The organism is Variovorax humicola, from assembly GCF_037889915.1.
GTDB lineage: Bacteria > Pseudomonadota > Gammaproteobacteria > Burkholderiales > Burkholderiaceae_C > Variovorax > Variovorax humicola.
Genome location: NZ_JBBKZV010000014.1, coordinates 43,360 through 69,788, shown reverse-complemented (window position 1 = coordinate 69,788; position 26,429 = coordinate 43,360). Strand labels below are relative to the sequence as shown.

Below are 26,429 nucleotides of genomic sequence, written 5' to 3'. Positions count from 1 at the left end.
GAGCTCAACTTCACCGATGAAGTCCGGTCCCGAGGCTCCCTTCAATACTGCCGCACTATGCGGATGCCTACCAGCGTGTCACGCTTGTCCAACGCCGACCGAAGCCCTCACCACGGTGGCCCGATCCCGAGCATCCAGTCAGCTCCCCGTCTCCCATCCATTCCTGCTCTTATCCCTCATCCGTCGCTCAACATCCGTCACGGCATCCTTCAGCAACTCCGCGATCCGCTCGCACCGCTGAGCCGGCATCCGATGCGATAGCGCCGCAACGCTGATCGCGCCCATAGGCTGCCCCATCGAATCGCGAAACACCCGGCCTACCGCACTAACGCCCAGATTGATGGTGTCCTGTATCAGAGAAGTCCCGCGCTTGCGCGTCGCCGCGCACGCGTGCTCGAGTTCCTCCGAGGTGAGTTTCGCAAATGCGCTCAGCTTCGGTTTCACGCGCTCGATGATTTGGTGGCGCTCTTCATCTTCTATCGCAGCGAGCAGCGCAAGGCCGCCTGCGCCTACGCCAAGCGGCCGTCTACTTCCCACATCCAGCACCAGTGTGCGAATCGGGAACGATCCCTCGAGTCGATGCATGCACACGGCTTCGAAGCCGCTTCGCACGACGAGATAAACGGTGTCCGTCGTCTCTGCGGAGAGCGCCTGCATGGCACCATCGCACATGTCGCGCAGGTCGTACATCGTCGCGCCGGCCATGCCCAACTCGTAGGCGAGCGGGCCGAGTCGATAGCGCTTCAGCTCGTCGCTGCGCGCCACCAGTCGTTCTTCGACGAGTTGGCGAAGCACGCGATGCACCGTGGGGTGCGGCAGAGCGGCGCGGTCCGCGATCTGCGTGAGCGACAGTCCACGCGATCCCGCGGTCGCAAGGAGTTTCAGAAGCTGAACGCCCCGTTTGAGTGAACCGGCATCGGCCGCAGTCACGTTGTCTGCCATACGTGCCGATTGTGCAAGCTGAATGGTCAGTCGACCTGCGCCGGGTCGATCACGTAGTTCGCGAAGCCGCCGTCCTTGCTCGAGGACATCTGCTCCAACACTTCGTCGATCTTCGACATCGGCGCTCGCCGGTGATTGAACACCGTGAGATCCAGACTGCCGGCCGCCGCCATCGCCGCCATTTCTTCGCCTTCCGCGGTCGAGAACCACACCGAGCCCTCGAGCGCAATGCGGTTGGCGCACAGCCAGAATGCGTTGAGCGGAAGCGTTTGCGAGACCGCACCAACATTTACAGCCATGCCGCCGCGGCGCAGCGTGTGAAGTGCGCGCAGCATGGTGCTCGCCGGCGCGCCAGGTGGCAGACAGTCGATCATTCCGTCAACGCCCCAGCCGCCCGTTTGCTCGCGAGCCCACAACAGCAGAGGATCCGTCAAAGGATCGGGCGTGCCGTCGGGCATGTCTTTTACTGCGTGCACGAAGATACGATGGGGCGCAATGGCCTTCACGCGTTCGAGCAACTCGACGTTGCGCCCGGTGCCGAGAATCTTCGTTGCACCCATCGCCAAGGCTATCAGCGTCGCGCACAAGCCGAGCGTGCCGCTAATGCCATTGATCAGGATCACTTCGCCCGGACCGATGTGGATCCGCTTCATTGCGCCATAGGCGGTGCCGAGGTAGCCCAAGCGCCCCGCCTCTTCGTCCTTGACGGACGCGGGCAGCTTCACGAGCGAGTTGGAAGGCGCCGTGATGTACTGGGAGAAGCCGCCGTAGGGGTAAGCCTGCATCAGCTCGCGCGATCTGCCGAAGTAGCCCTGGAACGTGAAGACCGGGCAATCGATCGAGCGGCCCGTGCGGCACATCCTGCACGAGCCGCAGCTTCGCGCCGGATTCACATACACGCGCTCGCCGGCTTTGACGCCTGTCACGAACTCTCCGACTTCTGCGACCACGCCGACCGGATCGAGACCGAAGATCGCCGGCAAGTTCGGGAAGAGCTTGGCGTCCGGCATTTGCGTGCCAAAAAAGTTGCCGATGACGCGCCGCATGTTCGGAACGATGCCGCAGGCTGTCACCTGCACGAGCACGTCGAAAGCGCGCGGCTTGGGAACGGGAATGCGGTCGAGTTTGAGCGGTTCACCGATCGCGTGCAGCCGCGCGGCAACCATGGTTTCGGGAACGGGTGCCAGGGTGGTGTTCATCTTTATCCTCCTTAACGCAGCAGGTCGCGCGCAATGATCTCGAGCTGGATCTCGTTCGAGCCGCCCAGCAAGCTCTGCGAACGCGAATTGAAGTAAATCGCCGACGCAACGATCCGCTCCTCTTCGATCTCCGAAGCTTCAGGCAGATCCGTGAAGGGCCGCCGCGGCTCCCAGCGGATGGCGTCGATTCCCACGACCAATGCAGCAAGCTCGCTGATCGCCTGACGGATCCGGCTGCGTTCGATCTTCATCACCGAAGAGGGGATCGCGCCTGGGTTGCCACCCGTCAGCACTTTCGACATCGCCATGAGTTCGATCATGTCGTTCGCGTCGATGTCGCAACCGATCTCGGCGAATTTCGTGGCCAGCACCGGATCGTCGATCGCGCGCTTTCCATCGGCGCCAAGCTCGGAAGCCAGGCGCAACAGCTTTCCGTGCCAGGCGCGCAGAAGACCTCCCGCGGGGTTGCCGCCGCGCTCGAACTCGAGCAGGTATTTCGACACTTCCCAGCCGAAGCCTTCTTCGCCCACGCGATTGGCGACAGGCACCCGCACATCGTCGAAGAAGACCTCATTGAATTCGTGGCTGCCGCAGATCGATTTAATCGGCCGCGTGGTGACACCTGGCGTTTTCAGGTCCATCAACAGAAAGGTAATGCCTTCCTGCTTCTTGCCCGTGTCGGACGTGCGCACGAGGCTGAAGATGTGAGTGGACTCGTGCGCCATGCTCGCCCAGATCTTCGAGCCATTCACGACGTAGTCGTCGCCGTCGCGCACGGCCTTCGTTCGCAGTGCAGCCAGGTCAGAACCTGCGCCCGGTTCGGAGTAGCCCTGCGCCCATACGTCTTCTCCGGACACGATGCGCGGAAGGTAACGACTCTTCTGCTCAGGTGTGCCATAGCGCATCAGCACGGGCGCAAGCATCTTGATGCCCTGCGTGCGAAAGCGCGGCTCGCCCTGGCGCTCGCACTCCTGGTCGAAGATATAGCGCTGAGTCAGCGTCCATTCCGGGCCGCCATACTCGGGCGGAAACATGGGCACAGCCCATCCTTTTTTTGCGAGCTTCGATTGCCACTTGAGGCCATAGGACGGGTGGGCGATGAAGCACGGATTCAACCGCTCGGCGCGACGAAGATTCACGTCGAGTTCGGCATCGAGAAATGCACGCACTTCATCTCGAAACGCGCTCTCTTCGGGGGAAAGAAACAGGTCCATGAATTGCTCCTCTTTCTTTTCTTGTCAGGGCGCAGCTGGTGACCGCAGCAACGAGTCGGCCTGAAGGGCCGGCTGCGTCACAACTTGGCGATATCGCTCGAGATGCTCGCTCGTGCTGCCGTAAATGTTCTCGAACACGAACAGCCGCTTGAACCACCAGCCCACTGGCAATTCGTCACTGAAGCCCATCGCGCCGTGCAGCTGAATTGACTCTTGTGCAACATGGCGCGACACGCGGCCGATCTTTGCCTTCGCGCCTGACACGGCGCGCACGCGCATGGCCGTCGGCGCTTCGAGGCTGAGCGAGGCGAGCAAGGCAGTCGCCCTTGCCTCGGTGCATTTCATAGCCATCTCCGCCATGCGGTGTTGCAGCGCCTGGAAGCTGGAAAGCGGTTTGCTGAACTGCACGCGCTGCTTCGTGAAGGCGACGGTCGCAGCGAGTAGTGCATCCATCGCTCCGACCGCATCCCAGCACATGGCGGCGGCGGCAAGATCCAGTGCGAGCAGCACAGCGTCGGACACATCGTCGCGACCGCCAAGCAACGCATTGGCATCGATGATCACGCCGTTCAATTGCACATCAGCCGCCTCTCCGCCGTCCGCCGTGCGGAATGAGCTCAAGAGCACGCCCTTCGCATTCGCGGGCACGATGAAGACGCCGATCTTGCTGCTGCCATCAGCGCTCGATCCAACTTTCGCCGTGACAAGGAAAGTGTCCGCGGAAACTCCGCCAAGCACCATGACTTTGGCGCCGTCGATGCGGTATCCGGAATCGGTACGAACTGCCGTCGTCGCGATGCGCGAAAGGTCATGCCCCGCGGCGCGTTCGTCATGCGCAAACGCCATCAACGCAGTGCCTTCCATCAACGGGCGGAGAAACGCGTCGCATTGCGCCTCGGTCCCCAGCTGATCGACCAAGCCGCCTGCGAGCACGGCGCTGGGAACATAGGGCTCGAGGACAAGGGCGCTGCCAAGCGCCTCGGAGACGATTGCCGATTCCACCGCGCCGCCACCAAGACCGCCGTGCGCTTCGGAGATCGACACGCTGAGCCAGCCGAAGTGCGCAAACGAGCGCCAGAGTTCGACGTCGTGCGCTTTCCCCGCGGCCTCGATCCTGCGGAAGTGATCGAAGGAATGCTTCTCCCGCAGGAATCGCTGCACGCTTTCGCGCAGCATCGACTGGTCGTCCGAGTAATTGAGATTCATGATCCTGTTCCCGTCTAGACGACGCCAGCTGTCCGATAGACGTGGCCGATTTGCTTGTATTCCAGGAAGCCATCGATCGAGCCAAGGCCCCCCATGCGCCCCAGGCCGCTCGCCTTGACGCCACCGATCTCGAACTGCACGCCGAAGTTGATCCAGTCGTTGATCGACACCAGTCCCGTCTCCAGCCTGCGCGCAATGCGCATGCCCCGATCCGCATCGCGGCTCCAAACACTGGCGCTGAGACCGTATTCGCTGTCGTTGGCGAGGGCAATCGCTTCCTCTTCCGTATCGAAGACCTGCAGCACCTGCACCGGCCCGAAGACCTCCTCGCGAGCGATGCGCATCGAGTGGTCGGAGATTTCGAGCAGCGTCGGGCGATAGAAGGCGCCGCAAGCGAGCGGGCCTTCAGTCACAGCGCCGCCACGAAGAATGACCTTGGCACCGGAGGCGATCGCCTCCTTCACCATCTGCTCGACGCGTTCGACGCTGCGTTTGTCGATCAACGGGCCCATGCCGCTCGTTGGATCGCTCGCAGGTCCGACCGTCACGGCTTCGAGTCGCGCTGCAAGACGCTCTCGAACCCCATCGGCAACGCCGCGTTGCACCAGCAGGCGGCCGGCTGTCATGCAGAACTGGCCCGCGAACACGGTCAGCGATTTCTCGATTTTCGGCAATGCCGACTCGAGATCCGCATCGTCGAAAACCAGATGCGGGCCTTTGCCGCCCAGTTCGAGTCCGAGGCGCTTGAACTGCGGCGCGGCTGCTTGCGCGATCGCGCGGCCGGTCGCCGTGCTGCCGGTGAAACTGACCGCCGGGACGAGCGGCGAATCCACGATGTGGCGGGCGCCCTCGGAGCCGCTCTCGATGAAGATGTTCACCGCGCCTTTGGGAAGCTCATTCACACTGGCGATGATCTCCGCCATCAACGTTGCCACCAGTGCGCACTGCGACGGCATCTTCACGACCGCCGTCGTGCCCGCGGCCAGTGCCGGCGCGATTGATCGCACGAACAGCACGGCGGGCGAGTTCCACGGAATGATGTGGCCGGAGATACCGATCGGCTCACGAAGCACCATCGACATCGAGCCCGGCTTGGATTCGAGCACACGGCCGAACGTCTGCATCGCGAGACCCGCCTGGAAGCGGAGCGTCCGCGAAAGCATGCTCACTTCGAACCGTGCTTCGGGCGCGATCTTGCCGTTCTCCAAACTGATCAGCGCGGCCAGATCGTCGGCGCGGCTTTCGAAAGCATTGGCCAGATGACCGAGTGCAGCGCTGCGGCGCGCGCCGTCATTCTTCCATTCACTGTCGCGGAAGACGCGGCTTGCGGCAGCGATGGAATGCTCCGCTTCCGCGACGCCTCCGTCGAAGTAGCACCCGATGACTTCACCGTTGGCGGGATTGATCGCGGCGCGCTCGACACCCGTAGTGGCGAACTCGCCGTTGATCCAATGCCTGGCGGTTGGCTGGTAGCTCATGTTCGATTCAGCTTCAGGAAGTGGTGGTGACGATGAGCGCATCGAGGGCGATCGTGCCTTCGCCTTCTGGATAGACGATGACGGGATTTAGATCAATCTCCGCGATCTGTGGCGTGGCCAGCACGGCTTTTCCGAGCGCAGCGGCGATGCGTGCGACGGCTCGTACATCCGCCGGCAGCGCACCGCGTGCGCCCTTGAGCACGCCATTGGCACGCAGCTTTCCGAGTTCCTCCACGATGGCGTCTTCCGAGAGGTCGAGCGGCATGAGCCGGACGTCCTTGAGGATTTCGATCCAGATGCCGCCGAGGCCGATGAGCATCACCGGCCCCCAGTCGGGGTCACGCTTGACGCCGATGACAAGCTCCGTGCCCTTGCGCGCCATCGTTTCGACAAGCACGCCGTCGAGCGTGAGATCGCCCTTTGCGCGGCGGATATTTGCGTGCAGCTCGTCCCACGCGTGCAGCAGTGCTGCGTCGTGACCCACATTCAGAATCACGCCGCCAGCGTCGCTCTTGTGAGCGAGTGCCGACGCTTGCGCCTTCAACACGACGGGGTAGCCGATTTCTGCGGCAATGCGCCTGGCGTCTTCAACGTTGGTCGCGAGTTCACCTTTGGGCACTGGCACGCCGAGTTGCTTCATCCAGCGCTTGCTCTCGTACTCGGTCAGCGTGCCCGAACCTGCGAGTGCCGGTACCTTGGCAGCGCGGTCCGCGACGCGCGCGGCACGCAGACATGCGTTGCCATACGCGGTCAGCCGTGCTACTGCGCCAAGTGCGCGCTCGACCGAACGGAACATTGGAATGCCGTTTTCACGAAGCGCTTGCGAAAGTTCAGCGGACAGCGGGGCACCTTCGCCCAGAAGTGCGTACGCCACCGGCTTGCGCGAATTCTTCAGCATCGGCCCTGCAAGGCGCGCGTACTCGGCGGCCTCCTTGCCGGCATGCACGGCCAGCACCGCACTGCCGATGTTCGGGTCGTCCAGCAGCGCCCTGGCGCCGGTACCAATCAAATCCGGCTCGGCGATGGCCTGAACGGTGACGTCGATCGGGTTTTCTGCAACGGCGAAAGCAGGCAGGCGCGCCGCCATCTTGGCAATAGTCGCAGGCTCGAGCGCCGGCACGTCAAGACCCATGCTCTCGCAGAAGTCGAACGTGATGCCGCGAAGTGCGCCTGAATTCGTGACAACGCCCACCCCCTTGGTCGGCGCTTCACGGAACATCGCGGCGAGCGCTGAAACGTCGGCCAGTTCATCGATGGAATCGGCCAGGATTACGGCCTCGAGCGCCACCAGCGCACGCATGATCGCATCGTCGCCGGCCAGCGCGCCGGTGTGTGACTGCGCCGCGTCGCGCGCCTTGCTGCTGCGGCCCGTGTGCATCAGCACGATCGGCTTCTTCCGCGCGCGAGCGCGGGCCGCGATTTCGAGAAAGCGTTGCGGCTCACCCAGGCGCTCGGCAAACACCGTGATGACACTGATTGCCTCGTCGTCGATAAAACGCTCCATGAAGTCTTCAACGCCAAGCACCGCCTGGTTTCCAACGGACACGATCGACGAAACCGGAATGCCCTTGAGCGCCATGCTCGCGTAGAGCGACGACATGAACGCGCCGCTCTGCGCGATGATCGCAATGCCGGGCGCATCGGAGGCTGGCTTGGCCACGTTCACCATCGTGATCGGCACGCGCGCCTGCAGGTTCGCAAAGCCGAGACAGTTGGGACCGAGCAGAGCAACACCTGCGTCGCGAGCGGTCCGTGCGAGCTTCTCCTGCTCCTGCGTGCCTTCCGCGTCCTGCTCCGCATAACCTGCGGCGAAGACGACAGCAGCACCGACTTGCCTTGCGATGCACTCTTCGAGCGAAGCTTGCACGGCGGTTTTGGGTACGCAAAGCACGGCAAGGTCCACGCCCTGAGGCACTTCGGCAATGCTCGCGACGCAAGGGTGACCGTCGAGCTCTTTGCGCGAAGGGTTGACGAGGTAGATCGCACCCTCGTAGCCCAGGCGCTTCAGGCCAGCGAAGACACGGGCGCCGGGGCTTTCCGGGCGCGCGGACGCGCCGACAACCACGATCGACTTCGGCGCCAGCAGGCGGTCCACTTGCATCGAAACCATCGTTACGCTTCCCGCTTGTAGCCTTGCAGGCCAGGCTTGATGCTCTTGTCGTCCAGGAATTGCTTCAGGCCTTGCGCACGGCCTTTCTCGGGGTCTTGCATCATGCTCATGAAGTTCTTGGCGCTGAGGTAGTCCTCCGCCACATCCCACGGCATGTCCCCGCCGTTGATGAATGCCTGCTTGGCGTTGCGAAGCACCGAAGGGTTCTTCTGCATCAGGATCTTGGCGAGCTCGATCGTGCGTTCGCGCAGCTGCTCTTTCCGAACCGCTTCGTTGATGAGCCCGACTTGCTCCGCACGGCGGCCATTGAACGGGATGCCGGTCATGATGTAGTACAGCGCATCACGGCGGCACATCGTCGCGGCCAGTGCGCGCGTGACGTTGCCGCCGGGAATGATGCCCCAATTTATTTCCGACACGCCGAATTGCGCGTCTTCAGAGGCGATCGCTAGGTCGCAGCAGACCAGAGGCGTGAGGCCACCGCCGAAGCACCATCCGTTCACCATCGCGATGGTCGGCTTCATGTAGCCCTGCAGGCGGCGCTGCGCCCACTGTGTGAAGTCGCGACGGATCTGGATCAGGCGCTCGGGCGTGTGGGCCTGCTCTGCATCACGGAAGAACAGCTTCAGGTCCATGCCAGCAGTGAACGAATCGCCTGCGCCAGTGAGAACGAGCACCTTGCAACGCGGATCGGTCTCGAGCTCGTCGAGCACCTGGATCATGCGCTTGTTGAGCGCGGGACTCATCGCGTTGCGCTTGTCGGGGCGATTCAGGATCACCCACGCGATACCGTCCTCGAACTCGACGAGGACGGGATTCTCTTCTTCTGTCGGCTGTTCCACCTGGTTGATCATGATTGCTCCTGTCTGGAAATCGGACCGCTGGAGTTCCGAGAGATCGCCAATCTGTTGTGCGCTTATCGGAATTACGGCGGCGTGGCTTAAAGGAAGAGATTCTTCCGGCGCTGCCTGCAAGGGGCTAGGCCGTTGTCCGATTGGTGAACACGAATGCAGACGGAGCCGCCCGCATCCGGACCGGTTACTTGAGGCTCGTGCGCCAGCCGATTGCGTGGACCACCAGCTGGGAAAGGACCTCGATCGCCGTTGCGTCGTCGATGTCGCGATTGGGGAAGTCGCCGCGTGTCGCCATCCAGTTGTAGCAAGTGAATTCCAGCATGGAACACAGCGCCGAGGCGGCGAGGTCCGCATCCATGCCAGGCGCGTGGCCGAGCGCTTGTGCCTGCCGGATCACACTGGCCATGGCGCGAATGCCCTGTTGTCTGGCCGACTGCCACGCCGTGGCAAACCCTTCGTCGCGCATCGAGAGCTGGAACGCGGCGGTGACGATGGGCCAGTTCTCGCGATACACGCGCCAGAACGCGCCCGTGCGCTGGAGCAGGTTCTGAATCGGATCCTCGTTCGCCTGCATGGGCTTCGTCACTTCGAGCGTGAGTCGCTGCTTGAACTCGCCCAACAACTCGTGCAGCAACGCTTCCTTGCTCTCGTAGTGCCGATAGAACGCACCGGAAGAGCGCCCCACCGCCCCTCCATGATCATCGCGATCGTGGCGCTGGCAAACCCGTTCTCCGCGAAGACGCGACTGGCCGCAGCCTTGATGGCCTGGCGCGTCGCGTCACCTTTCGTCGGTACGGCGCTCAAAATGGCGAGCTCGGTGACTGCTGGCATCGCCGGATTGTCCTCGCGTTTTAGGGCGCTTCGTTCGTGAACACCACGGTGCTGCTCACCGAGAACATGCCGCCCACGCCATGGGCCATCGATATCTTCGCGCCCTCCACTTGCGCAGCCGCGTTGCCCCGCATCTGCCGAATGCTCTCTTGCAGCGCGTACATGCCGTACATGCCGGAATGCTGGTAGCTGAGCCCGCCCCCGTTCGTGTTCACGGGAAGCTCGCCACCAGGCGCCGTGCGACGTTCCTGGATGAACGACGCAGCTTCGCCACGCTTGCAGAAACCCAGGTCTTCCAGTCCGTAAAGCGGCAGATGGGCGAAAGCGTCGTAGATCATCAGGTGATCCACATCCTTCCGCGTGATCCCTGCAGACTCGAAGGCCAGCGCGCCCGACTTGCGGAATGCCGCCGACGTGTTGAAATCCGGCATCTGGCTGATAAGGCCCGTGCCTGAGCCTTCGCCGGTTCCGAGCACGTAGACCGGCTTCTTCGCGATGTCCCTCGCGCGTTCGGCGGAGGTGAGGATGATCGCACCGCCGCCGTCAGTTCTGGGGCAGCACATGAGGATCGTGAACGGGTACGCGATCATCTTCGCGGTTAGGACATCCTGCACGGTGATCGGGTCCTTGAACCAAGCGCGCGGATTCTTCGCCGCCCACTCGCGCTGGATCACCGGCACCGTGGCCAGCTGTTCCAGCGTGACGCCATAGGTCTTCATGTAGCGAAGAACCGGGATGGTGAACATGCTCGGTGCGCCGACGATTCCGTAAGGCGATTCGAGCTGTCCCATCTGGCTCATTGGCGAAGGCGGCCACGGGAAGTAAGGCGCGGGCAACTGCGACCGGCCGCTTTCTCCGTGCGTGATCAGCACCGTGTTGCAAAGGCCAGCGGAGATCGCAGCGCTCGCGTGGCGGATGTGCATCATGAAGGAACAGCCGCCCACGCTGGTGGCGTCCATCCATTGCGGCTCGATGCCGAGGTATTGAGAGAGCGCCACGACGTCTTCACCGGCAGTCGCGAAACCGTCGATGTCGGAAGGCTTCAGCCCCGCATCGGCCATTGCGTTCAGCGCCGCATCGGCGTGCAACTGGATTTGCGACATGTCGGGGACCGTGCCCATGCGCGTGGTTTCAGCGGCGCCCACTACCGCGATGGCTGGCTTCTTCATTGCTTCTCCGCCGGTTTGAACAATGGCAGGGTGATGGCATCGCTCTGCTTCTCGAAGACGACTTCGAGCGGCATGTCGAGCACAAGCGCCTCGGGCGTTTGCGGGCATTCGACAATGTTGGTCATCATCCGCGGGCCTTCGGCCAGTTCGACCACTGCGATGGCGTACGGCACGGGCCAACCGGGCATGCCGCGATGGTTGATCACGTAGCTGTAGAGCGTTGCATTCCCCGACGCGGCAAACACATGCACTGCACGCGATGCGCATGCGGGGCAAAAAGGACGCGGGGGAAAGTAAGCGTGATCGCAATCGGCGCAACGTTGCAACAGCAAGCGGCTGTCGCGCGTGCCGTCCCAGAAATGCTTTGTTTCCGGAGTAGGCGCAGGGAGCGCCCGGGGGATGGGGGTCATGACTTTTCCTCGAATTCACAGATGCCGTTGTCAACCGCGATCACGCCGCGCGCGGGAACGCTCACACGGAAAGCGGCTATTCCGGGCTCCAGCCGCCACACTTCCACGTTCAATGTTTCACCCGGATAGACGGGCGATGTGAAGCGCAGATCAAGGCGGCGAAGCCGATCGCCGTCGTAGTTGCACAGGAGCTTCACGATGGCATGCGCCGTGTGCCCGTAGGTGCACGAGCCGTGCAAAATTGGTCGATCGAAGCTCGTGCGGCGTGCAAGCACCGGATCCGCATGCAGCGGATTGCGGTCACCGGTCAGGCGGTACAGCAACGCGGACTGCGCGAGTGTCGACATTTCGCATTGCAGATCCGCTGCACGCGCAGGAACGGGCGCCGGCTTGTTCGTAACGCCCGCCTCACCGCCAAATCCGCCATTGCCGCGGAGAAAGAAGCTTCCCGTCTCAGTGGCGAGCAATGCACCTGTGTCTTCATGACGAACCGTGCGGGAGAAATAAAGCAATGCGCCTTTGCCTTCTCCACGGTCAACCAGGCGGTCGATGGACGTGCGGCTGACGACGACGCCCGACGACGGAAGCGGCCGATGGATGCGCAAGCCGGTCTCGCCGTGCAGCATTTGCTGCATGTCGATGCCGACCTCGGGGTCATCAAGAAAGCCGACCTCGGACGGATGTCGCAACACCAGGGCAAGCGTTGGAAACGCCTTCAGGTTCTTCTCAAACACATAGCGCAATTGCCGCTCGTCGGTCGGATCGGCGCCGATGCCGATCGCGAGCGAGTAGAGGATGGCGTCCGTGTCCGCATAAGCACAGCGAACATCCTTGAACGACCAGGCCAGGAGTCTTTCGGGATCGAACATGAGCGAGCTCAAATCGGTTCCCAGCTGAAGACGTCGAGATGATTCTCCATCTTCACGAAGGAGCTCTTCATTGCAGGCAGCATTTGTTCCTCCAGGCTTTGCAGCGACCAGCCACCATCGCGATGCACCGAGCGGATCGGGCGAGGCTGGCTCATCAGGAAAATCTCGTTGCCACGCGCCTTGAAGATCTGTCCCGAAATTCCCGCTGCCGCGTCAGTCGCGAGGAACACGCACAACGGCGCGATCTTCTCCGGCGACATCGACTTTTCGAGACGTGCGAAACGCTCTTCTTCCTCCTTGTTGCGCGCGGTGAGCCCCGACAACAGGCGCGTCCACGCAGACGGTGCAACGCAGTTGGAGCGCACGTTGAATCGCGCCATGTCGAACGCAATGCCCGTCGACAAACCAACGACACCCATCTTGGCGGCCGCGTAATTCGATTGGCCCATCGCGCCAATCAGTCCAGCCGGCGACGTGAAATGAACGAACGAGCCGGAGTTCTGCGATTTGAAGTGAGGCGCAGCCGCGCGCGACACATTGAAGTAGCCATTCAGATGGACGTCGATCACGTCACGCCATTCCTCGGGCGTCATGTTGTGGAACATGCGGTCCCGAAGAATCCCGGCGTTGTTGATCACGCAATCGACGCGCCCGAAGACATCGAGCGCGGTCTGAATGATTCGTTCGCCGCCGCCTGCCGCGGCGATGTTGTCGCCGTTTGCAACAGCCTCACCACCGGTTGCGCGAATCTCTGCGGCCACCTGCTCGGCAGGCGCGGCATCCGCACCACTGCCGTTGGGCGTGCCGCCAAGGTCGTTCACGACCACACGAGCGCCTTCATTCGCTCCCAGCAGCGCAATGGCCCGGCCAATGCCACGCCCCGCGCCGGTGATGACGATGACTTTGTCCTTGACACCTAGACTCATGTTGCTACTCCTGTTCGATGGACGTGTATTGATTGCTCGCAAGCCGAGTACCGCGAGCGATGATTTGCGTGTTGCGCGCGGACGCTGCTAGCCGGCTTTGACCGCGACCTCGTACTCGAGCACCAGACGCGATACGAGTTGTTCACAGCTTTCGATCGCCGAGACGGCACCGATGCCGTGGCCGGCGGACCATGCCACGCTTCGCCCCCAGCCCGTGACGTCAAGCTGTCTGGAATTCCTGCCCGTCACGCCCATGCGTTGGAGCGAAACCTTCATCACGTTCGCCGGCAGGCCGCTCAAAGCATTGCTCAGGACAATGTCGCTGAGCGCGCTCGCGGCGACCGCTTCCTTGTAGGCTTGCCCGGCGTCGCTTTCGGCTGTCGCGATGAATGGAGTGCCGATGTACGCGAGATCGGCACCCAGCGACTGGAGCGCGCGAACCTGCGCACCATCGGTGATGCCGCCGGCGACGGCGATCACGCCTTTGAAGAATGTGCGCACTTCCTTGAGGAACGCAAACGGATTGATCCAGCCCGTGTTGCCGCCCGCGCCCGCGCAGATCAGCACCAGGCCATCGACACCAGCCTGCGCGGCTTTGCGCGCGTGTTCGATGTGAATTACATCGCTGAAGACTGCGCCACCGTATTCATGCACTGCCGCCACGATGTCGCGCGGTGAACCGACGCTGGAAACCACGAGCGGCGCCTTGTGCGCGACGACAACCGCCAAGTCTTCGTTGAATCGCTTGTTGGTAGCGTGGCCGATGAGGTTGACGCCCCAAGCGCGCGTTGCAGTGGACCGTGTTTCGGCCAGTGACTTGCGAATCTCACCGAGCCACGCATCGAGCTGCTGCGTCGATTCGGCGTTGAGCGCCGGGATGACCGCAGCAATGCCCACGCGGCACGACGCCGTGACGATCGCAGGCGATGTCACGAGAAACATCGGCGCTGCCACCACGGGCGCGCGCAGCGACTCAAGCCAGGCAACGCGAGAGTTCCCGCCGCCTGCTGATTCCTGCGCGGCACTCATGCGGTCTGACCTTCCTTTCGGAGGATATGCTTGAGCACTTTTCCAGCCGAGTTACGCGGCAGTTCGTCACGCCAGATGATTTCCTTGGGCGCCTTCACCGAACCGAGCGCCGAGCGGCAATGCTCGATCAGTGTCGCATCGTCCCGCGCCATGCCGGGACGGGCGACGACGAATGCCGCCACGCGCTCGCCCCACTTTTCATCGGGCAGACCGACCACCGCTGAATCGGCCACATCGGCATGCCGTGACAGCACGGTTTCCACCTCTGCGGGGTACACGTTGAAGCCGCCAGACACGATCATGTCCTTCTTCCGATCGACGATGTACACGAAGCCTTCTTCGTCCATCACGCCGATGTCGCCCGTATGGTGCCATCCACCTGATCGCAGTTCATGGACAGCGCCGGGACTGTTGAAGAAGCTCAACATGCCGGACAGCGAGCGTGTGCAGATCTCGCCGCGCTCGCCGACGGGCACGTGCTGCATCTGGTCGTCCAGGATGCCCACGATGCAAGTGCGCGTGGGCTTGCCTGCGCTTCGCAGCAGCTTCTCTTCACCTGTAGCAATGCGTGCGTGATCTGCTTTCGACAGCGAGGTGATCGGATAGAGCACCTCCGTCTGCGAATACACGTTCACCAGGATGTTTCCAAAGACCTCGATCGCCTGTTGAAGTCTCGCGGGCGAAATCGAGGAGCCTGCATAGATCAGCGTCTTCAGCGATGAGAGATCCCGCCGCGACGATGGGCTGGAGAGCTGCTCATCGAGCAGTGCATAGATCAGTGTCGGCGGCACGAACAGCATGTCGATGTGGTCGCGCTCGATACGGTCCAAGATGTCCGAGGCGCGTGTCGAATGGCTGATGTACTGCGTAGCGCCAAGCCCCGTTGTCGCGTACACGATGCCGCCTGCGACGTGCGTCATACCGCCGACCACTAAGTGGCGCACGCCCGCCGAAATGTCGAGGACATTCCGGTAGCCCATCGACATCGACGCGAGGCCGGCATGCGTATGCACGACGCCTTTCGGCAAGCCAGTCGTTCCGCTGGTAGCGAAGATCGCTGCCGGTTCTTCAGCGCTGAAGTAGCGATCGGGGAAATGCGCCTCCTGTTTCTCGAGCCACGCCGCGTAGGGCTGCAGGTCCGACCACGCATCAAACGGTACGATGAGCCCGAGTTCGGGCGCCGCCCTCGTCAGTTCCGCCAGACCCACGACGTCTGGTTGCGCCAAGAGAACCTTGCAGCCGAAACGGCGGATAAGGTCGACGTTTTCTTCCGCCGCGTTGCGCGCGTTCAGCGGCACGACGACCGCACCGCAGCGCCACGCGCCGTAGATTGCTTGCAACATGCGCATGTCGTTGCGTGACCAGATCGCGACGCGATCGCCTTCTGCAACGCCGGCGGCACGCAGGCCGCAGGCAACGCGATGGGTCAGCTGCGCGAACTCCATGTAGCTGACGGTCACACCGTCCTGAACGGTGTGCGGCGATGCGCCGTGCCGCACGACCTGCGAGTCGAGTTCTGTGACGAGCGCTTGCATGTCAGTCGAGCTTGATGTTGTTCGTTTTGACGATGGCGCCGTAGAACCTATAGTCGTCGCGCACGAACAGGTCGAACTCTTCGGGCGTCGTGATGAACGGCGCGAAAGCTACGGAGTCGAAGTACTGTGTCACCTCGGTGTTGCGCAAGGCTGCGTTCACATCCCGCGAGATCTTTTGCACGACGTCGTTGGGCGTGCGTGCCGGCGCGAAGAGCCCCAGCCAGCTCGGACGCGCGAGTCCGGTCACACCGGACTCGTCGAACGTCGCGATCGCCGGAAGCAACTTGAAACGTTCGCGACCCATGGTGCCGATGAGGCGAATCTTGTCGGCGCCACTCTGCGCGGTGTTATAGGGCAGCAAAGCCGAGTCGATGTCGCCGCGCCCGAGCGCGATGACGATTTCGTTTGTACCCTTGTATGGGATGCGGCGCAGTTGAACACCCGCCTGGCGCTCCAGTGCGACCATCGACATGTCACCAGACCAGCCGGGACCGAGCGTGCCGAACGACACGTCGCGCTGCTTCGCCACATCGAGGTACTGCTTCAGATTGGTTGCGGGCGAACTTGCAGGTACAGCCAAGAAGAAGGAAGCGGTAGAGATGCCGGTGACCGAGCGCAAGTGCGCGAACATGTCGTAGTTCGCGGTGCGGCGCAGCAGCGGATTGGTCAGCACCTGCGAGATGGTCAACAGGATGGTGTGACCGTCCGGCTTCGACCTGATGACGTCTTGCGTGCCGATCAGCGAATCCGCACCCGGCTTGTTGTCGACCAGCACCGGCTGCTTCCATGTGTCGCCCAGGACGCGCGCGACATGACGCGCTGCCATGTCGGGGCTCGATCCCGCTGGAAATGGAACCACGATCCGAACGGGATGATTGGGGAAATCGTTGTCTGCTGCATGAGTGCTGATGCCCAACGCGAGCGCGCCCAGTCCGAGCACGGCCGCACGACGGTCAATCTTCATGTCTTTCTCCAATGGCTTTTGTTGTCCGCTGCTCCATCTGAAGTGATGGGGCATTAAAGTAAATCACCATTTACTTTTCCGCGCCGCGACGCTGTCCGGATTCCGAACATGACTCTTATGGCAGAAACCCTGTGCTTCCGGGCCAGGAGCTGGCCGAGAACCTCAGGGCCCGGTCTTCCAGCCGTTCAGGTGATGCCGCTGCATACGGCGCTCGGCCAGCGCACAGCCGTCCTTGAGCAGCTCGGCGATCCTGCGGACGCGTTCGCCCGTCATGCGGTGCGAAAGGGCCGCAACGCTCAGCGCGCCAACGGGCTGGCCTAGCGCGTCATAAAAGGCGTGTCCCACTGCGCTCACACCGAGGCTCAGCGTGTCGTGAATGACCGACGTGCCGTTCTTGCTGGTGCGCACACAGGCATTCTCGAGATCTTCGACCGTCATGCCGCCGAAGGCGCCTAGCTTCGGCCCCACACGCTCGATGATCTCGTGTCGTTCTTCCTCGCCAATCGCAGCCAGCAATGCGAGACCGCCCGCGCCGACGCCGAGCGGCCGCCGCCCCCCGATATCCAGGATCAGCGCGCGAATCGGGAAAGCACCTTCATGCCGATGCATGCAGACCGCCTCGAACCCGCTTCGCACGACGAGATACGACGTGTCGCCTGTTTCCTCCGACAGCTTGTCCATCGCCTCAGAACAAAGCTCGCGAAGATCGCCGTACATCGTGGAACAGGCAATTCCCAGTTCGAAAGCAAGCGGGCCCAGCCGGTAGCGCTTGATGTCGTCATTGCGGGAGACGAGCCTGTCGTCGAGTAGCTGTTTCAACACCCGATGCGCACTGGGGTGAGGCAAGCCAGCCCTCGCCGCAATTTCGGACAGGGCCAGGCCACGCGCACCGACGGTGGCCAGCAACTTCAAAATCTGGACACCCCGCTTGAGCGAGCCGGCATCGGCAGTCGCGGAGGGTGCTTCGTCACGTTCGGGCGGTTTTCTCATGGGGCTACTGTGCACGAGCAAGACGCCGTTGCAGATGCCCCTTGCGAAAAGCAATGTCCGTTTAATGGAAATCCGCTTCCTTCCACGCCGCAGCCACTTCTACAGTGCGAGCTGGCGGCATGCAGTCGCGATGGAATTAGAAACATATGAAGTCTCAAGTGCTGGAGGGCAAGGTCGCCGTGGTGAGCGGCGGAAGCAGCGGCATCGGGGCAGCCTGCGCGCGGTTGTTGGCGAGCGAAGGCGCGCGCGTCGTCATTGGCTACAACGGTGGCCGCGAACGTGCAGAGGCGCTGCTGTCGGAGATCGCGGGCGATGGACACACCTTCGCTCACATACCGCTCGAGGATTTTCCGGCGCATGACACGCTTGCAGCGGATCTTGAGAAGCGTTTCGGCAGCATCGATGTCCTCGTGAATTCGGCTGGACGCACCCAACGCGTCCCACACCAGGATCTGGACCGCATGACGCCATCGCTCTTCAGCGACATCCTGCTGGCCAATGCGGGCGGCACATTCTCCTTGACGCGTGCACTGATTCCGTTGCTGCGCAAGGGACGCGACAGCGTCGTCGTGAATGTGTCTTCGGTCTCGGCGATGACCGGCTCGGGCAGCAACATCGCTTACTGCGCAGCAAAGGCTGCGACTGAGACCATGGCGCTGTCGTTCGCGCGCGTCTTCGGACCCAATGTTCGTTTCATAAACGTTGCGCCGGCTTCGGTCGACACCGCCTTCGTCGCCGGCCGCACGCGCGCCGAACTCGAGAAGAAAGCCGCGACCACGCCTCTCGGCCGCGTCGTCACTCCCGAAGACGTCGCACAAGCCGTCTTCGCGTGCATCGCACACCTGCGAACTGCGACTGGATCGCGCGTCGTGATTGACGGAGGCTTCACGCTATGACAACAACACTCAATCACACCCACGACGTCAAGGCCCGTAGCTGGCTTGAATCGGCCAATGCGCCTGGCAGCGACTTCCCCATCCAGAACCTGCCGTTCTGCGTGTTCCGTCGCCAGGGCGCGGGTGATGTTCCGCGATGCGGCATCGCGATTGGCGATCGGATCGTCGACGTTGCAAAGGCAGCCGCCTCGTTCACGCGACCAGCGCTCGAAGCGGCGATGGCTTGCGGCAACACGACGCTGAACGAGCTGATGGGACTTGCGCCATCGACGTTGTCGGCGTTGCGCTCGCAGCTCTTCAACCTGCTGTCGCGCGGCACGACCACTGGCCGCGACCTCATCGAAGCCGCGATGGTGCCGATCCCTTACGCGGACTTGCTCATGCCGGTTCGCGTCGGCGGATACACGGACTTTTTCGCCTCGATTCATCACGCGACGAATGCCGGCAGACTCTTTCGGCCCGACCAGCCGCTGCTGCCCAACTACAAGTACGTTCCGGTCGGCTACAACGGCCGCGCGGCCAGCATCCAGATCGGCAAGACCCCTGTCAATCGACCCTACGGGCAGCTTCGCAAACCCGGCACGGATGCGCCGGGTTTTATGCCGTGCGAAAAACTCGATCACGAAGTCGAACTGGGCATCTTCATCGGCAAGGGATCCGTTCAAGGCGAGCCCATCTCAGTCGATGATGCGTGGGATCACATCTTCGGTGTGTGCCTGCTCAACGACTGGTCGGCGCGCGATGTGCAGGCATGGGAGGCGCAGCCACTCGGGCCATTTCTCGCCAAGAGCTTCGCGACCGGGATTTCGCCGTGGATCATCACTGCTGAAGCGCTCGTACCGTATCGCGTGCAACCCGCCGCGCGCCCGGATGGCGATCCAGCTCCCCTTCCGCATCTGGTGGGTGAGGCTGACCAAGCCCTCGGCGCGATGCACATCTTGATCGACGCCCATCTCGCGAGCCAGCGCATGCGCGCAAACGCACAGCAGGCCGCGCGCCTCTCAAGGTCGGACAGCGCGACGCTTTACTGGACGCCGGGCCAAATGATCGCGCACCACACGAGCAACGGATCGTTCCTGCAAACCGGCGACCTCCTCGGTTCGGGCACCATCTCCGGTCCGGACGACACGTCACTCGGAAGTCTGTTGGAGATCACGCGCGGTGGTTCGCAACCTTTCAAACTTCCGTCAGGAGAAGAACGCGGATTCCTGGAAGACGGCGACGAATTGACGCTTTCTGGCTTCTGCGAACGGCCTGGTTTCGCTCGCATCGGATTCGGGGAATGCCGCTCGACAATTCTTCCTGCGCTGCCAGTTAACAAGAACTCCCCATCATGACAACAGAATCCTCCCCTGCCCTGCAATACCAAAGCGGCTTCGGTAACGAATTCGCGAGCGAAACGCGTGCGGGCGCGTTGCCGGTTGGACGCAACTCGCCCCAGAGTGCGCCCTTCGGCCTCTATGCCGAGTTGCTTTCCGGTACAGCGTTTACGGCGCCGCGGTCTCACAATCGCCGCACATGGATGTATCGCATGCGCCCATCAGCCATGCATTCAAAAGCGGTGGAAGTGAAGGTGCCATTCTGGAAGACGGGCGCGTTCGTCGATGCCGCGACGCCGGCCAATCGCATGCGCTGGAATCCGTGGGCCGGGCCGAAGGGCGATGCCGATTTCATCGACGGTATGTTCACAATCGCCGGCAACGGCGATGCGCACGCGCAGCTCGGCGTCGCAGCGCATGTCTATCACGCCGACCGCTCCATGACGGACCGCTACCTGCTCAATAGCGACGGCGAAATGCTGATCGTGCCGCAGCATGGCAACTTGCTGATTCACACGGAGCTGGGCCGTCTGCTCGTCGCACCGGGCGAGTTCGCTGTGATGCCGCGCGGCATGAAGTGGCGCGTGGAAATCCCCGATGGCGTCGCATGCGGATACGTGTGCGAGAACTACGGCGCTGCCTTCCGTTTGCCGGAGTTGGGCCCCATTGGATCGAACGGCCTGGCCAACGCGCGCGACTTCCTCACGCCCGTCGCCGCGTTCGAGCCACCGGCGTCACGGCCGTGCCGCGTGGTCAACAAGTACCTCGGGTATTTCTGGGAGTCGCGCCAGGACCATTCGCCGCTGGACGTCGTCGCGTGGCACGGCAATCTCGTGCCCTACAAGTACGACATGGCCAACTTTATGGCGATCGGCACGGTGAGCTTCGATCACCCCGATCCCTCCATCAACACGGTGCTGACCTCAGGCACCGACACGCCGGGCATTGCGAATTGTGATTTCGTGATCTTCCCACCGCGCTGGCTCGTGGCGGATGACACGTTCCGGCCGCCGTGGTTCCACCGGAACATCATGAGCGAGTTGATGGGGCTCGTGCGCGGCGTTTATGACGCAAAGGCAGAAGGCTTCGTTCCCGGCGGCGTCAGCCTTCACAACAGCATGCTGCCGCACGGTCCGGACGCAACGACTTTCGAGAAGGCGAGCAGCGCCGCTCTGGCGCCGCATCGGCTCGATAACACGCTCGCCTTTATGTTCGAGAGCCGCCTTGTCTTTCGGCCCACCGCCCAGGCGCTGCAGGCGGCGCACATGCAGCCGGACTACGACTCGGTATGGAGCGGATTCAACGCTGCATCGCAAACCTGAACACTATTTGTTCGGAAGTCAGGCAACGCGTGATTTCCAATAGACCAAGAGCGAATCCAGGTGGCTCATGATCGTGACGCCCGCCTGGTTAATCTGAAGTTCCCAGCACTTCGTAGTCACTGCAATGACGCCAAGTAGTTGTCGTCATTCGAGAATCCCCTGTATCAGGGGATTTTTTTGATGTCAATATGTAGTCACTAAATATGTTGACAATGCTGGCTTGGTCGACTATCTGTAGACAGAAATCATCCTTGCAAATTCAGGCAAGTGCTTGAATCACAAGGAAATCTCGTCTGATCCATCGTGGAACTTCAGGTTAATCAGCGAATAGCGCACCGTCACGATGCCGCGGTCGGGCTTGGAGTTCGACGGGCGAGATCCATTCCTGCTTGACGTAAACGCTGTCGCCGGCGCGCATCGGCGCGCGAAAGCGGATTTCGTCGTAGCCAAACGAAGCGATGACAGAACGTGGGATCGATTGATGAATCTATCGAAGCTTGGTGGCGAGCACAAAGAGTCCCGGTGCGGTGATGCTTCCAAAAGCCTTCTTGCCCGCTTCTTCATCGACGTGAAACGGAAGCGGATCCCATACGCGAGCGAACGCCACCATCTCTTCGCGATCGATGACTACGATCGGACTCGTGAGCGCCGCGCCGGGTTCGATGTCTTCGTAGAACATCGTCGGCGATTTCGACTCCTGCGAGTCAGCCATCAGGACGCCTTTCCAAGCCGGCGCGCAAAGAGTGACAGCAATCGCTCCCAATGCAACTCGGCGGCAGCTTCGTCATACACCTTCGGGCGTTGCGGAAACACAAAGCCGTGCTGCGTCCCCGGATACCACTCGATGGAACTCGGCGCTTCGCATTCGTCGAGCGCTGCGCCCAGTGCCGCGATCGTTTTCTTGTCGGCCCACTTATCGTTCTCCGCGCAGCCGAAGTACATCTCGGCCTTCACGCTTCGCGCGAGGCGGTGAGGCGAATCCTGGCTCTCGGTCACGAGGTTGGTTCCGTGAAACGACGCCGCCGCCTTGACGCGATCGGGGTAGGTCGCTGCAGCCGCGATGGCGAAGGGACCGCTCATGCAATAACCGACAACGCCGATCGTGTCGGACATTGCCAGCGGTTCGGCATTCACAAAGCGCATCAGCGATTCCGTGTCCTCGACGACCAGCTTGTTCGACAACGTTCCAATCATCCGCAACATTTCTTGGATGCCCGATTCGTCCCACTTCATGTGAAATTCGCGCGTCGTCCGATAATACAGATTGGGCAGAACCACGAAGTAGCCTGCAGCCGCCATGCGCCGCGCCATCACCGTCAGCTCGTCTCGCCGCCCGATTGCATCCATGTAGAACAGCACCACCGAAAACGGACCTTCCAAGCCAGGATGAACGACGAGCGTGTTCATCCAGCCGCCGGCCGTGCTGAGGTCAATTTCTCTTTCGATGAATGGTGCGTTTGTCATGCGATCACTTGTCGATCTCGATGCCGCCTTTGGTGATCACGACACCCCAGCGGTCGTAGTCGCGACTCAAGTCGCCGACCAGGGTCTCCGGCGCTTGCACCGGATTGAATCCCGCGGCGAGCATGGCCGCGTGCACGTCAGGCTGCTTCAGCGCCTGCGCCAGTCGTTGCCTCAACCATTGCACAACCGGTTGTGGTGTGCCCTTCGGCGCCATCATCGCGAACCACGCCATCGACTCGAAGTCGCGCAGACCGAGTTCCTGCAGCGTCGGCACTTGCGGCAGCGACTTTTCACGCGTGCGGGTGGTGACGGCAAGCGCGACAAGCCTTCCCGAGTTCACCATCGGCACCGCGCCGCTGGGTGAGTCCACCATGAAGTCGAGATTGCCGCCGATAAGCGAGGTGTACACCGGCGCCGAGCCGTTGAACGGCACGTGCGTCGCTTTCAATCCCAATTGATCCAGCATGAGCTCGATGGTCAGGTGCAATGCGCTGCCGGTTCCAGGCGAGCCGTAATTCATCTTGCCAGGGTCGGCCTTGGCCTTCGCGACGAATTGTTCGAATTGATCCATTCCCGACCCCGGACGCGTCATGAGGATGAACGAGGCCGTGGCAACTTTTCCGATTGGCTCAAACGAGGTTCGTGGGTCATAGCGCACCTTGTGCAAGTGCGGCGCGATCACCAGCGCGCTCGAGCTGCCGAGAAGAATGGTGTAACCGTCCGGCGGCGCATCGGCAACGCGCGCCGTGCCGATGGTCGCGCCCGCTCCTCCGACGTTTTCGATGACGAACGCCTGGCCGCCCGCCTTTTCCATCGCATGGCCGATCGTGCGTGCGAGCAGGTCGGTCGATCCGCCGGCCGCAAAGGGTACGACCATCTTTACCGGACGGGTAGGATAGTCCGCCGCCATTGCCGGCGATGCCGCCGTGAGAACGCCGCTGCAAACGGCCAGAAGCAGGCCAATATATCTGGACTTCATGTCTATTCGCTCTGTTCCATTCTTTCAAACCGGAACTTCATCGACGTTGTATTCGAATAGCCATTGATAGCGCTGTCGCACCTTCTCGGGCGACCACTGCTCGTCGATGTATTTTGCCGCACCGACAGCATCGGCGAGCGCGGGATTGTGGAATCGGGCGATGTTGTCGTTGGATCCGCGCACGATGGCCGACGTGCGCTGCACGCGTGCCGCCTCGTAGCCGGCCAGCGCATCGCTGACGCTGTCCTTGTGTGCTGCCAGTGCGCGCGCCAGCACGTAGCCGTCTTCCAACGCCATGGCCGCACCCTGCGCAAGAAATGGAAGCGTCGGATGCGCGGAATCCCCAAGCAGAGTCACCCTGCCCGACGACCACGCTTCCAGTGGCTCGCGCACCATGAACGCCCACTTGTAATGCGTATCGATGGCACGAATCATGGACTGCACCTCTTCGTGCCAGCCTTCGAAATCTTTCAGGCAATCTTCGACGGACCCCTTCTGCGTCCACGACTCGAGCTGCCATCCCTGGCCTTCGACAATGCCGACGAAGTTGGTCAATTCGCCGCGACGCAGCGGGTACTGCACGACATGGCGGCCGGGCCCGACCCAGTTCGCACCGACCGGCGCGCGCAGATGTTCGGGCAGGCGCTCGGTCGGAATGACGCCGCGCCATGCATACAGGCCGGAGAACTTGGCCTTGTCGGGGCCGGCGATGGGCGTGCGCACGCGCGAATGAACGCCATCTGCGCCGACCACGAGATCGCATTCGACGCGCTCACCCGTCTGCAGGATGACAGCGGGCCGCGCGCCCGATGAGTCAATCGATTCGCATCGGCTGTCGAGCCGGATTACGGACGGCCCCATGCGGCGCACACCGCGCTCGAGCGCCTTGTGCAGGTCGGCGCGATGAAAGCAGCAAAAGGGGTGGCCGTATTTTTCGCGGGAGTCGCCCGCGAGATCGGCGACCTCCCAGGTCTGCCCGGTGCCCCAGTGACGAATCACTTTGCCGACGGGCTCGGAACCGAATTCCTCGACTGCGTCGTCTAGCCCCAGAAGACTCAACACCCGCGTCGCGTTGGCGCTCAGTTGAACGCCCGCGCCGACTTCGCCGAGCGCAGGCGCCTGTTCCAGGACGGTGACTTCGAAGCCATGGCGCATCAGGGCGAGGGCGGCCGTGAGACCACCCAGTCCTGCGCCGACCACGACTACATGCTTGACTTGACCTTCATTACTCATCGCGGAACTCCAATGCGTTACTCAAGGCTGATGCCACGATCCTTGATGAACTTGTGCCAGCGCACGATCTCGGTCTGCTGATAGGCTTTCAACTCGGCCGGCGTGCTAGTTTCAGGATCGATGCTCTTTTCTTCGAACAGCTTGCGCGAAACCGGCGTGGCCATGGCAGCCTTCAGCGCGACGCCGAGCTTGGCCTTGACGTCTTCAGGCGTCCCCGCGGGCACCACAAGTGCCTGCCATCCACCGAAGCTCGAAAAACCCAGTTCGCCCAACGTCGGAACGTCCGGCAATTGCGGGTTGCGCCTGGCGGTTGCGCTCGCGATTGCGACTAGCTTTCCGGCCTTGATGTAAGGCATTGCGGTGGAAACGTCAGCGATCATCATCTGCACCTCGCCCGCAAGAATTGCCTGCACGGCAGGCGCCATGCCTCGGTAGGGAACGTGATTGATCGTCAGGCCCGCTTCATGTTTGATCAACTCCATGCCGATATGAAAAGGTGAGCCCGCCCCGACCGACGAGTAGTTGAATTTCGTCGGCGCTGCGGCGACCTGCTTCTTGAGCTCAGCGAAGTCCTTTATGCCCGTCGACGGGTTTACCAGCACCACGAACTGGAAACGGCCAATCATCGAAATGGGCGCGAAGTCGGCGACGGGGTCGTAACTGAGTTTCTTGTACAGCGCGCCATTCGCAACGAGTGTTCCGTTGTCGGCGATGAGGATGGTGTAGCCGTCCGGCTGCGCCTTCGCCACGAAGTCCGCTGCAATCATCGTATTCGCACCGGGCTTGTTTTCCACGACGATGGGTTGGCCGAGCGTCTGGCTCATTTGCTCGGCAAGCACGCGGGCAATCATGTCCGTGCCCCCACCTGGCGAATATCCGACGATCCAGCGAATGGGCTTGGATGGCCATGCCTGGCTTTGCGCGGACATCGCGCACGCCAGCAGCATGGCGAACAGTGCGAGCTTGCGAATTCGATTGAGCAATGCGGTCTCCTCATAGGTGGTCACTCGTGTCTGCATGATCGCAACCACTGCAGGGACTTCCCACCTGTCTGTTCAATACGCGGACAGCACCTAACAAGGGGTTTACCCTTGCGCCGGCTCCAGCCACTGCGGCGTGAAGAAAGGTGCGGGCTTGAGAATCCGACTGTCCTGCTTCTGCAGCAGCGGAAGCATCTTCACGACGTATGCCTTGAAACCAGGGTCTCCGAGCAGCTTGCCCCGCCGCTCCGCGCGCTCGTTGAGATCGGTATAGACCCACAGATGGACGATCTGGTTCAGCTCGCCGATTTCAGTCGTGTAGTAGCCCGCCATCCGGCCCAGGATGCGATGCTGGATCTCAAGTCCTTCAGCCTCGAAAAGCGCGAGGTAGTCGCGCCATTTGCCGGGGTAGGTTGTGTAGGTTCGCTCTTCGACAATCATGCTGTTCATTTGTTGTGAACAAGAATTGTCCCGTTTGGGCTGCCTGCGGTTTCGATCGCGTTCCGGATA

26 protein-coding genes are annotated in these 26,429 nt (G+C 62.1%); 4 read left to right on the top strand and 22 right to left on the bottom strand.

Translation table 11 applies throughout. From position 1 onward, the window contains the following. Positions 1–138 precede the first annotated feature (138 nt). The 8 genes from WKW80_RS21105 to WKW80_RS21070 form a co-directional block, all read right to left on the bottom strand. Positions 139–942: an IclR family transcriptional regulator gene (locus WKW80_RS21105; protein WP_340365529.1), complete on the bottom strand. Its 804-nt coding sequence runs from the start codon at positions 940–942 to the stop codon at positions 139–141. 26 nt (positions 943–968) lie between these two features. Beyond that, positions 969–2,141, bottom strand: a complete 1,173-nt coding sequence (locus tag WKW80_RS21100) for an alcohol dehydrogenase catalytic domain-containing protein (RefSeq protein WP_340365528.1) — start codon at positions 2,139–2,141, stop codon at positions 969–971. An 11-nt stretch (positions 2,142–2,152) separates the two neighbouring features. Beyond that, positions 2,153–3,355, bottom strand: coding sequence for an acyl-CoA dehydrogenase family protein (locus tag WKW80_RS21095; protein ID WP_340365527.1), 1,203 nt, complete (start codon positions 3,353–3,355; stop codon positions 2,153–2,155). Between the two features lie 24 nt (positions 3,356–3,379). Further along, complete coding sequence (locus WKW80_RS21090; protein WP_340365526.1) at positions 3,380–4,561, bottom strand: acyl-CoA dehydrogenase family protein; 1,182 nt, start codon at positions 4,559–4,561, stop codon at positions 3,380–3,382. Positions 4,562–4,575: 14 nt separating this feature from the next. Beyond that, positions 4,576–6,039: an aldehyde dehydrogenase family protein gene (locus WKW80_RS21085; RefSeq protein WP_340365525.1), complete on the bottom strand. Its 1,464-nt coding sequence runs from the start codon at positions 6,037–6,039 to the stop codon at positions 4,576–4,578. Positions 6,040–6,052: 13 nt separating this feature from the next. Next, positions 6,053–8,149, bottom strand: a complete 2,097-nt coding sequence (locus WKW80_RS21080; RefSeq protein ID WP_340365524.1) for an acetate--CoA ligase family protein — start codon at positions 8,147–8,149, stop codon at positions 6,053–6,055. Positions 8,150–8,151: 2 nt separating this feature from the next. Then, positions 8,152–9,003 carry a p-hydroxycinnamoyl CoA hydratase/lyase gene (locus WKW80_RS21075; protein WP_340365597.1) on the bottom strand — a complete coding sequence of 284 codons (852 nt, stop codon included), beginning with the start codon at positions 9,001–9,003 and terminating at the stop codon, positions 8,152–8,154. Positions 9,004–9,187: 184 nt separating this feature from the next. After that, the gene (locus WKW80_RS21070) at positions 9,188–9,688 is read right to left on the bottom strand and encodes a TetR/AcrR family transcriptional regulator (RefSeq protein ID WP_340365523.1); all 501 of its coding nucleotides are present in this window, start codon (positions 9,686–9,688) and stop codon (positions 9,188–9,190) included. A 9-nt stretch (positions 9,689–9,697) separates the two neighbouring features. On the opposite strand from WKW80_RS21070, the gene WKW80_RS21065 reads away from it, so the two are divergent. Next, on the top strand, positions 9,698–9,874 hold the full coding sequence (locus tag WKW80_RS21065) for a hypothetical protein (protein ID WP_340365522.1): 177 nt from the start codon (positions 9,698–9,700) through the stop codon (positions 9,872–9,874). Here the strand turns inward: WKW80_RS21065 and WKW80_RS21060 are convergent. The 8 genes from WKW80_RS21060 to WKW80_RS21025 all read right to left on the bottom strand — a co-directional run bounded on the left by WKW80_RS21060 (position 9,855) and on the right by WKW80_RS21025 (position 17,726). Next, complete coding sequence (locus WKW80_RS21060; protein WP_340365521.1) at positions 9,855–11,003, bottom strand: thiolase C-terminal domain-containing protein; 1,149 nt, start codon at positions 11,001–11,003, stop codon at positions 9,855–9,857. The two genes, WKW80_RS21065 and WKW80_RS21060, sit on opposite strands and share 20 nt — an antisense overlap. Further along, positions 11,000–11,413 carry a Zn-ribbon domain-containing OB-fold protein gene (locus WKW80_RS21055; RefSeq protein ID WP_340365520.1) on the bottom strand — a complete coding sequence of 138 codons (414 nt, stop codon included), beginning with the start codon at positions 11,411–11,413 and terminating at the stop codon, positions 11,000–11,002. The genes WKW80_RS21060 and WKW80_RS21055 overlap by 4 nt, the downstream gene beginning before the upstream one ends. Beyond that, entirely contained in the window at positions 11,410–12,282 is an 873-nt protein-coding gene (locus WKW80_RS21050) for a MaoC/PaaZ C-terminal domain-containing protein (protein WP_340365519.1), read from the bottom strand. The genes WKW80_RS21055 and WKW80_RS21050 overlap by 4 nt, the downstream gene beginning before the upstream one ends. Before the next feature lie 8 nt (positions 12,283–12,290). Next, the gene (locus WKW80_RS21045; RefSeq protein ID WP_340365518.1) at positions 12,291–13,208 is read right to left on the bottom strand and encodes an SDR family NAD(P)-dependent oxidoreductase; all 918 of its coding nucleotides are present in this window, start codon (positions 13,206–13,208) and stop codon (positions 12,291–12,293) included. An 87-nt stretch (positions 13,209–13,295) separates the two neighbouring features. Continuing rightward, positions 13,296–14,237, bottom strand: coding sequence for an NAD(P)H-dependent flavin oxidoreductase (locus WKW80_RS21040; RefSeq protein WP_340365517.1), 942 nt, complete (start codon positions 14,235–14,237; stop codon positions 13,296–13,298). Continuing rightward, the gene (locus tag WKW80_RS21035; RefSeq protein ID WP_340365516.1) at positions 14,234–15,736 is read right to left on the bottom strand and encodes an AMP-binding protein; all 1,503 of its coding nucleotides are present in this window, start codon (positions 15,734–15,736) and stop codon (positions 14,234–14,236) included. Before WKW80_RS21035 ends, WKW80_RS21040 begins: the two co-directional genes overlap by 4 nt. 37 nt (positions 15,737–15,773) lie before the next feature. Next, positions 15,774–16,736 (bottom strand): Bug family tripartite tricarboxylate transporter substrate binding protein, encoded by a 963-nt coding sequence (locus WKW80_RS21030; protein WP_340365515.1) that lies wholly within the window; start codon positions 16,734–16,736, stop codon positions 15,774–15,776. A gap of 162 nt (positions 16,737–16,898) precedes the next feature. Further along, complete coding sequence (locus tag WKW80_RS21025; RefSeq protein ID WP_340365514.1) at positions 16,899–17,726, bottom strand: IclR family transcriptional regulator; 828 nt, start codon at positions 17,724–17,726, stop codon at positions 16,899–16,901. Positions 17,727–17,872: 146 nt separating this feature from the next. On the opposite strand from WKW80_RS21025, the gene WKW80_RS21020 reads away from it, so the two are divergent. From WKW80_RS21020 to hmgA, 3 genes are read left to right on the top strand one after another with little or no spacing between them, the layout of a single operon-like run. Beyond that, on the top strand, positions 17,873–18,622 hold the full coding sequence (locus WKW80_RS21020) for an SDR family NAD(P)-dependent oxidoreductase (protein ID WP_340365513.1): 750 nt from the start codon (positions 17,873–17,875) through the stop codon (positions 18,620–18,622). Further along, complete coding sequence (gene fahA / locus WKW80_RS21015) at positions 18,619–19,959, top strand: fumarylacetoacetase (RefSeq protein WP_340365512.1); 1,341 nt, start codon at positions 18,619–18,621, stop codon at positions 19,957–19,959. Before WKW80_RS21020 ends, fahA begins: the two co-directional genes overlap by 4 nt. Beyond that, positions 19,956–21,263 carry a homogentisate 1,2-dioxygenase gene (hmgA, locus tag WKW80_RS21010; protein ID WP_340365511.1) on the top strand — a complete coding sequence of 436 codons (1,308 nt, stop codon included), beginning with the start codon at positions 19,956–19,958 and terminating at the stop codon, positions 21,261–21,263. Before fahA ends, hmgA begins: the two co-directional genes overlap by 4 nt. 487 nt (positions 21,264–21,750) lie before the next feature. On the opposite strand, the gene WKW80_RS21005 is transcribed toward hmgA, so the two are convergent. Genes WKW80_RS21005 through WKW80_RS20980 form a run of 6 tightly spaced genes read right to left on the bottom strand, consistent with a single transcriptional unit; the run spans position 21,751 to position 26,369 of the window. Then, positions 21,751–21,942 carry a hotdog family protein gene (locus WKW80_RS21005; protein WP_340365510.1) on the bottom strand — a complete coding sequence of 64 codons (192 nt, stop codon included), beginning with the start codon at positions 21,940–21,942 and terminating at the stop codon, positions 21,751–21,753. A 32-nt stretch (positions 21,943–21,974) separates the two neighbouring features. Further along, entirely contained in the window at positions 21,975–22,727 is a 753-nt protein-coding gene (locus tag WKW80_RS21000) for a dienelactone hydrolase family protein (RefSeq protein WP_340365509.1), read from the bottom strand. 4 nt (positions 22,728–22,731) lie between these two features. Then, positions 22,732–23,706, bottom strand: a complete 975-nt coding sequence (locus tag WKW80_RS20995) for a Bug family tripartite tricarboxylate transporter substrate binding protein (RefSeq protein ID WP_340365508.1) — start codon at positions 23,704–23,706, stop codon at positions 22,732–22,734. Positions 23,707–23,730: 24 nt separating this feature from the next. Next, entirely contained in the window at positions 23,731–24,939 is a 1,209-nt protein-coding gene (locus tag WKW80_RS20990) for an FAD-dependent monooxygenase (protein ID WP_340365507.1), read from the bottom strand. A 17-nt stretch (positions 24,940–24,956) separates the two neighbouring features. After that, positions 24,957–25,970: a Bug family tripartite tricarboxylate transporter substrate binding protein gene (locus WKW80_RS20985; protein ID WP_340365506.1), complete on the bottom strand. Its 1,014-nt coding sequence runs from the start codon at positions 25,968–25,970 to the stop codon at positions 24,957–24,959. A 54-nt stretch (positions 25,971–26,024) separates the two neighbouring features. Next, positions 26,025–26,369 (bottom strand): NIPSNAP family protein, encoded by a 345-nt coding sequence (locus WKW80_RS20980; protein ID WP_340365505.1) that lies wholly within the window; start codon positions 26,367–26,369, stop codon positions 26,025–26,027. Positions 26,370–26,429: the final 60 nt, after the last annotated feature.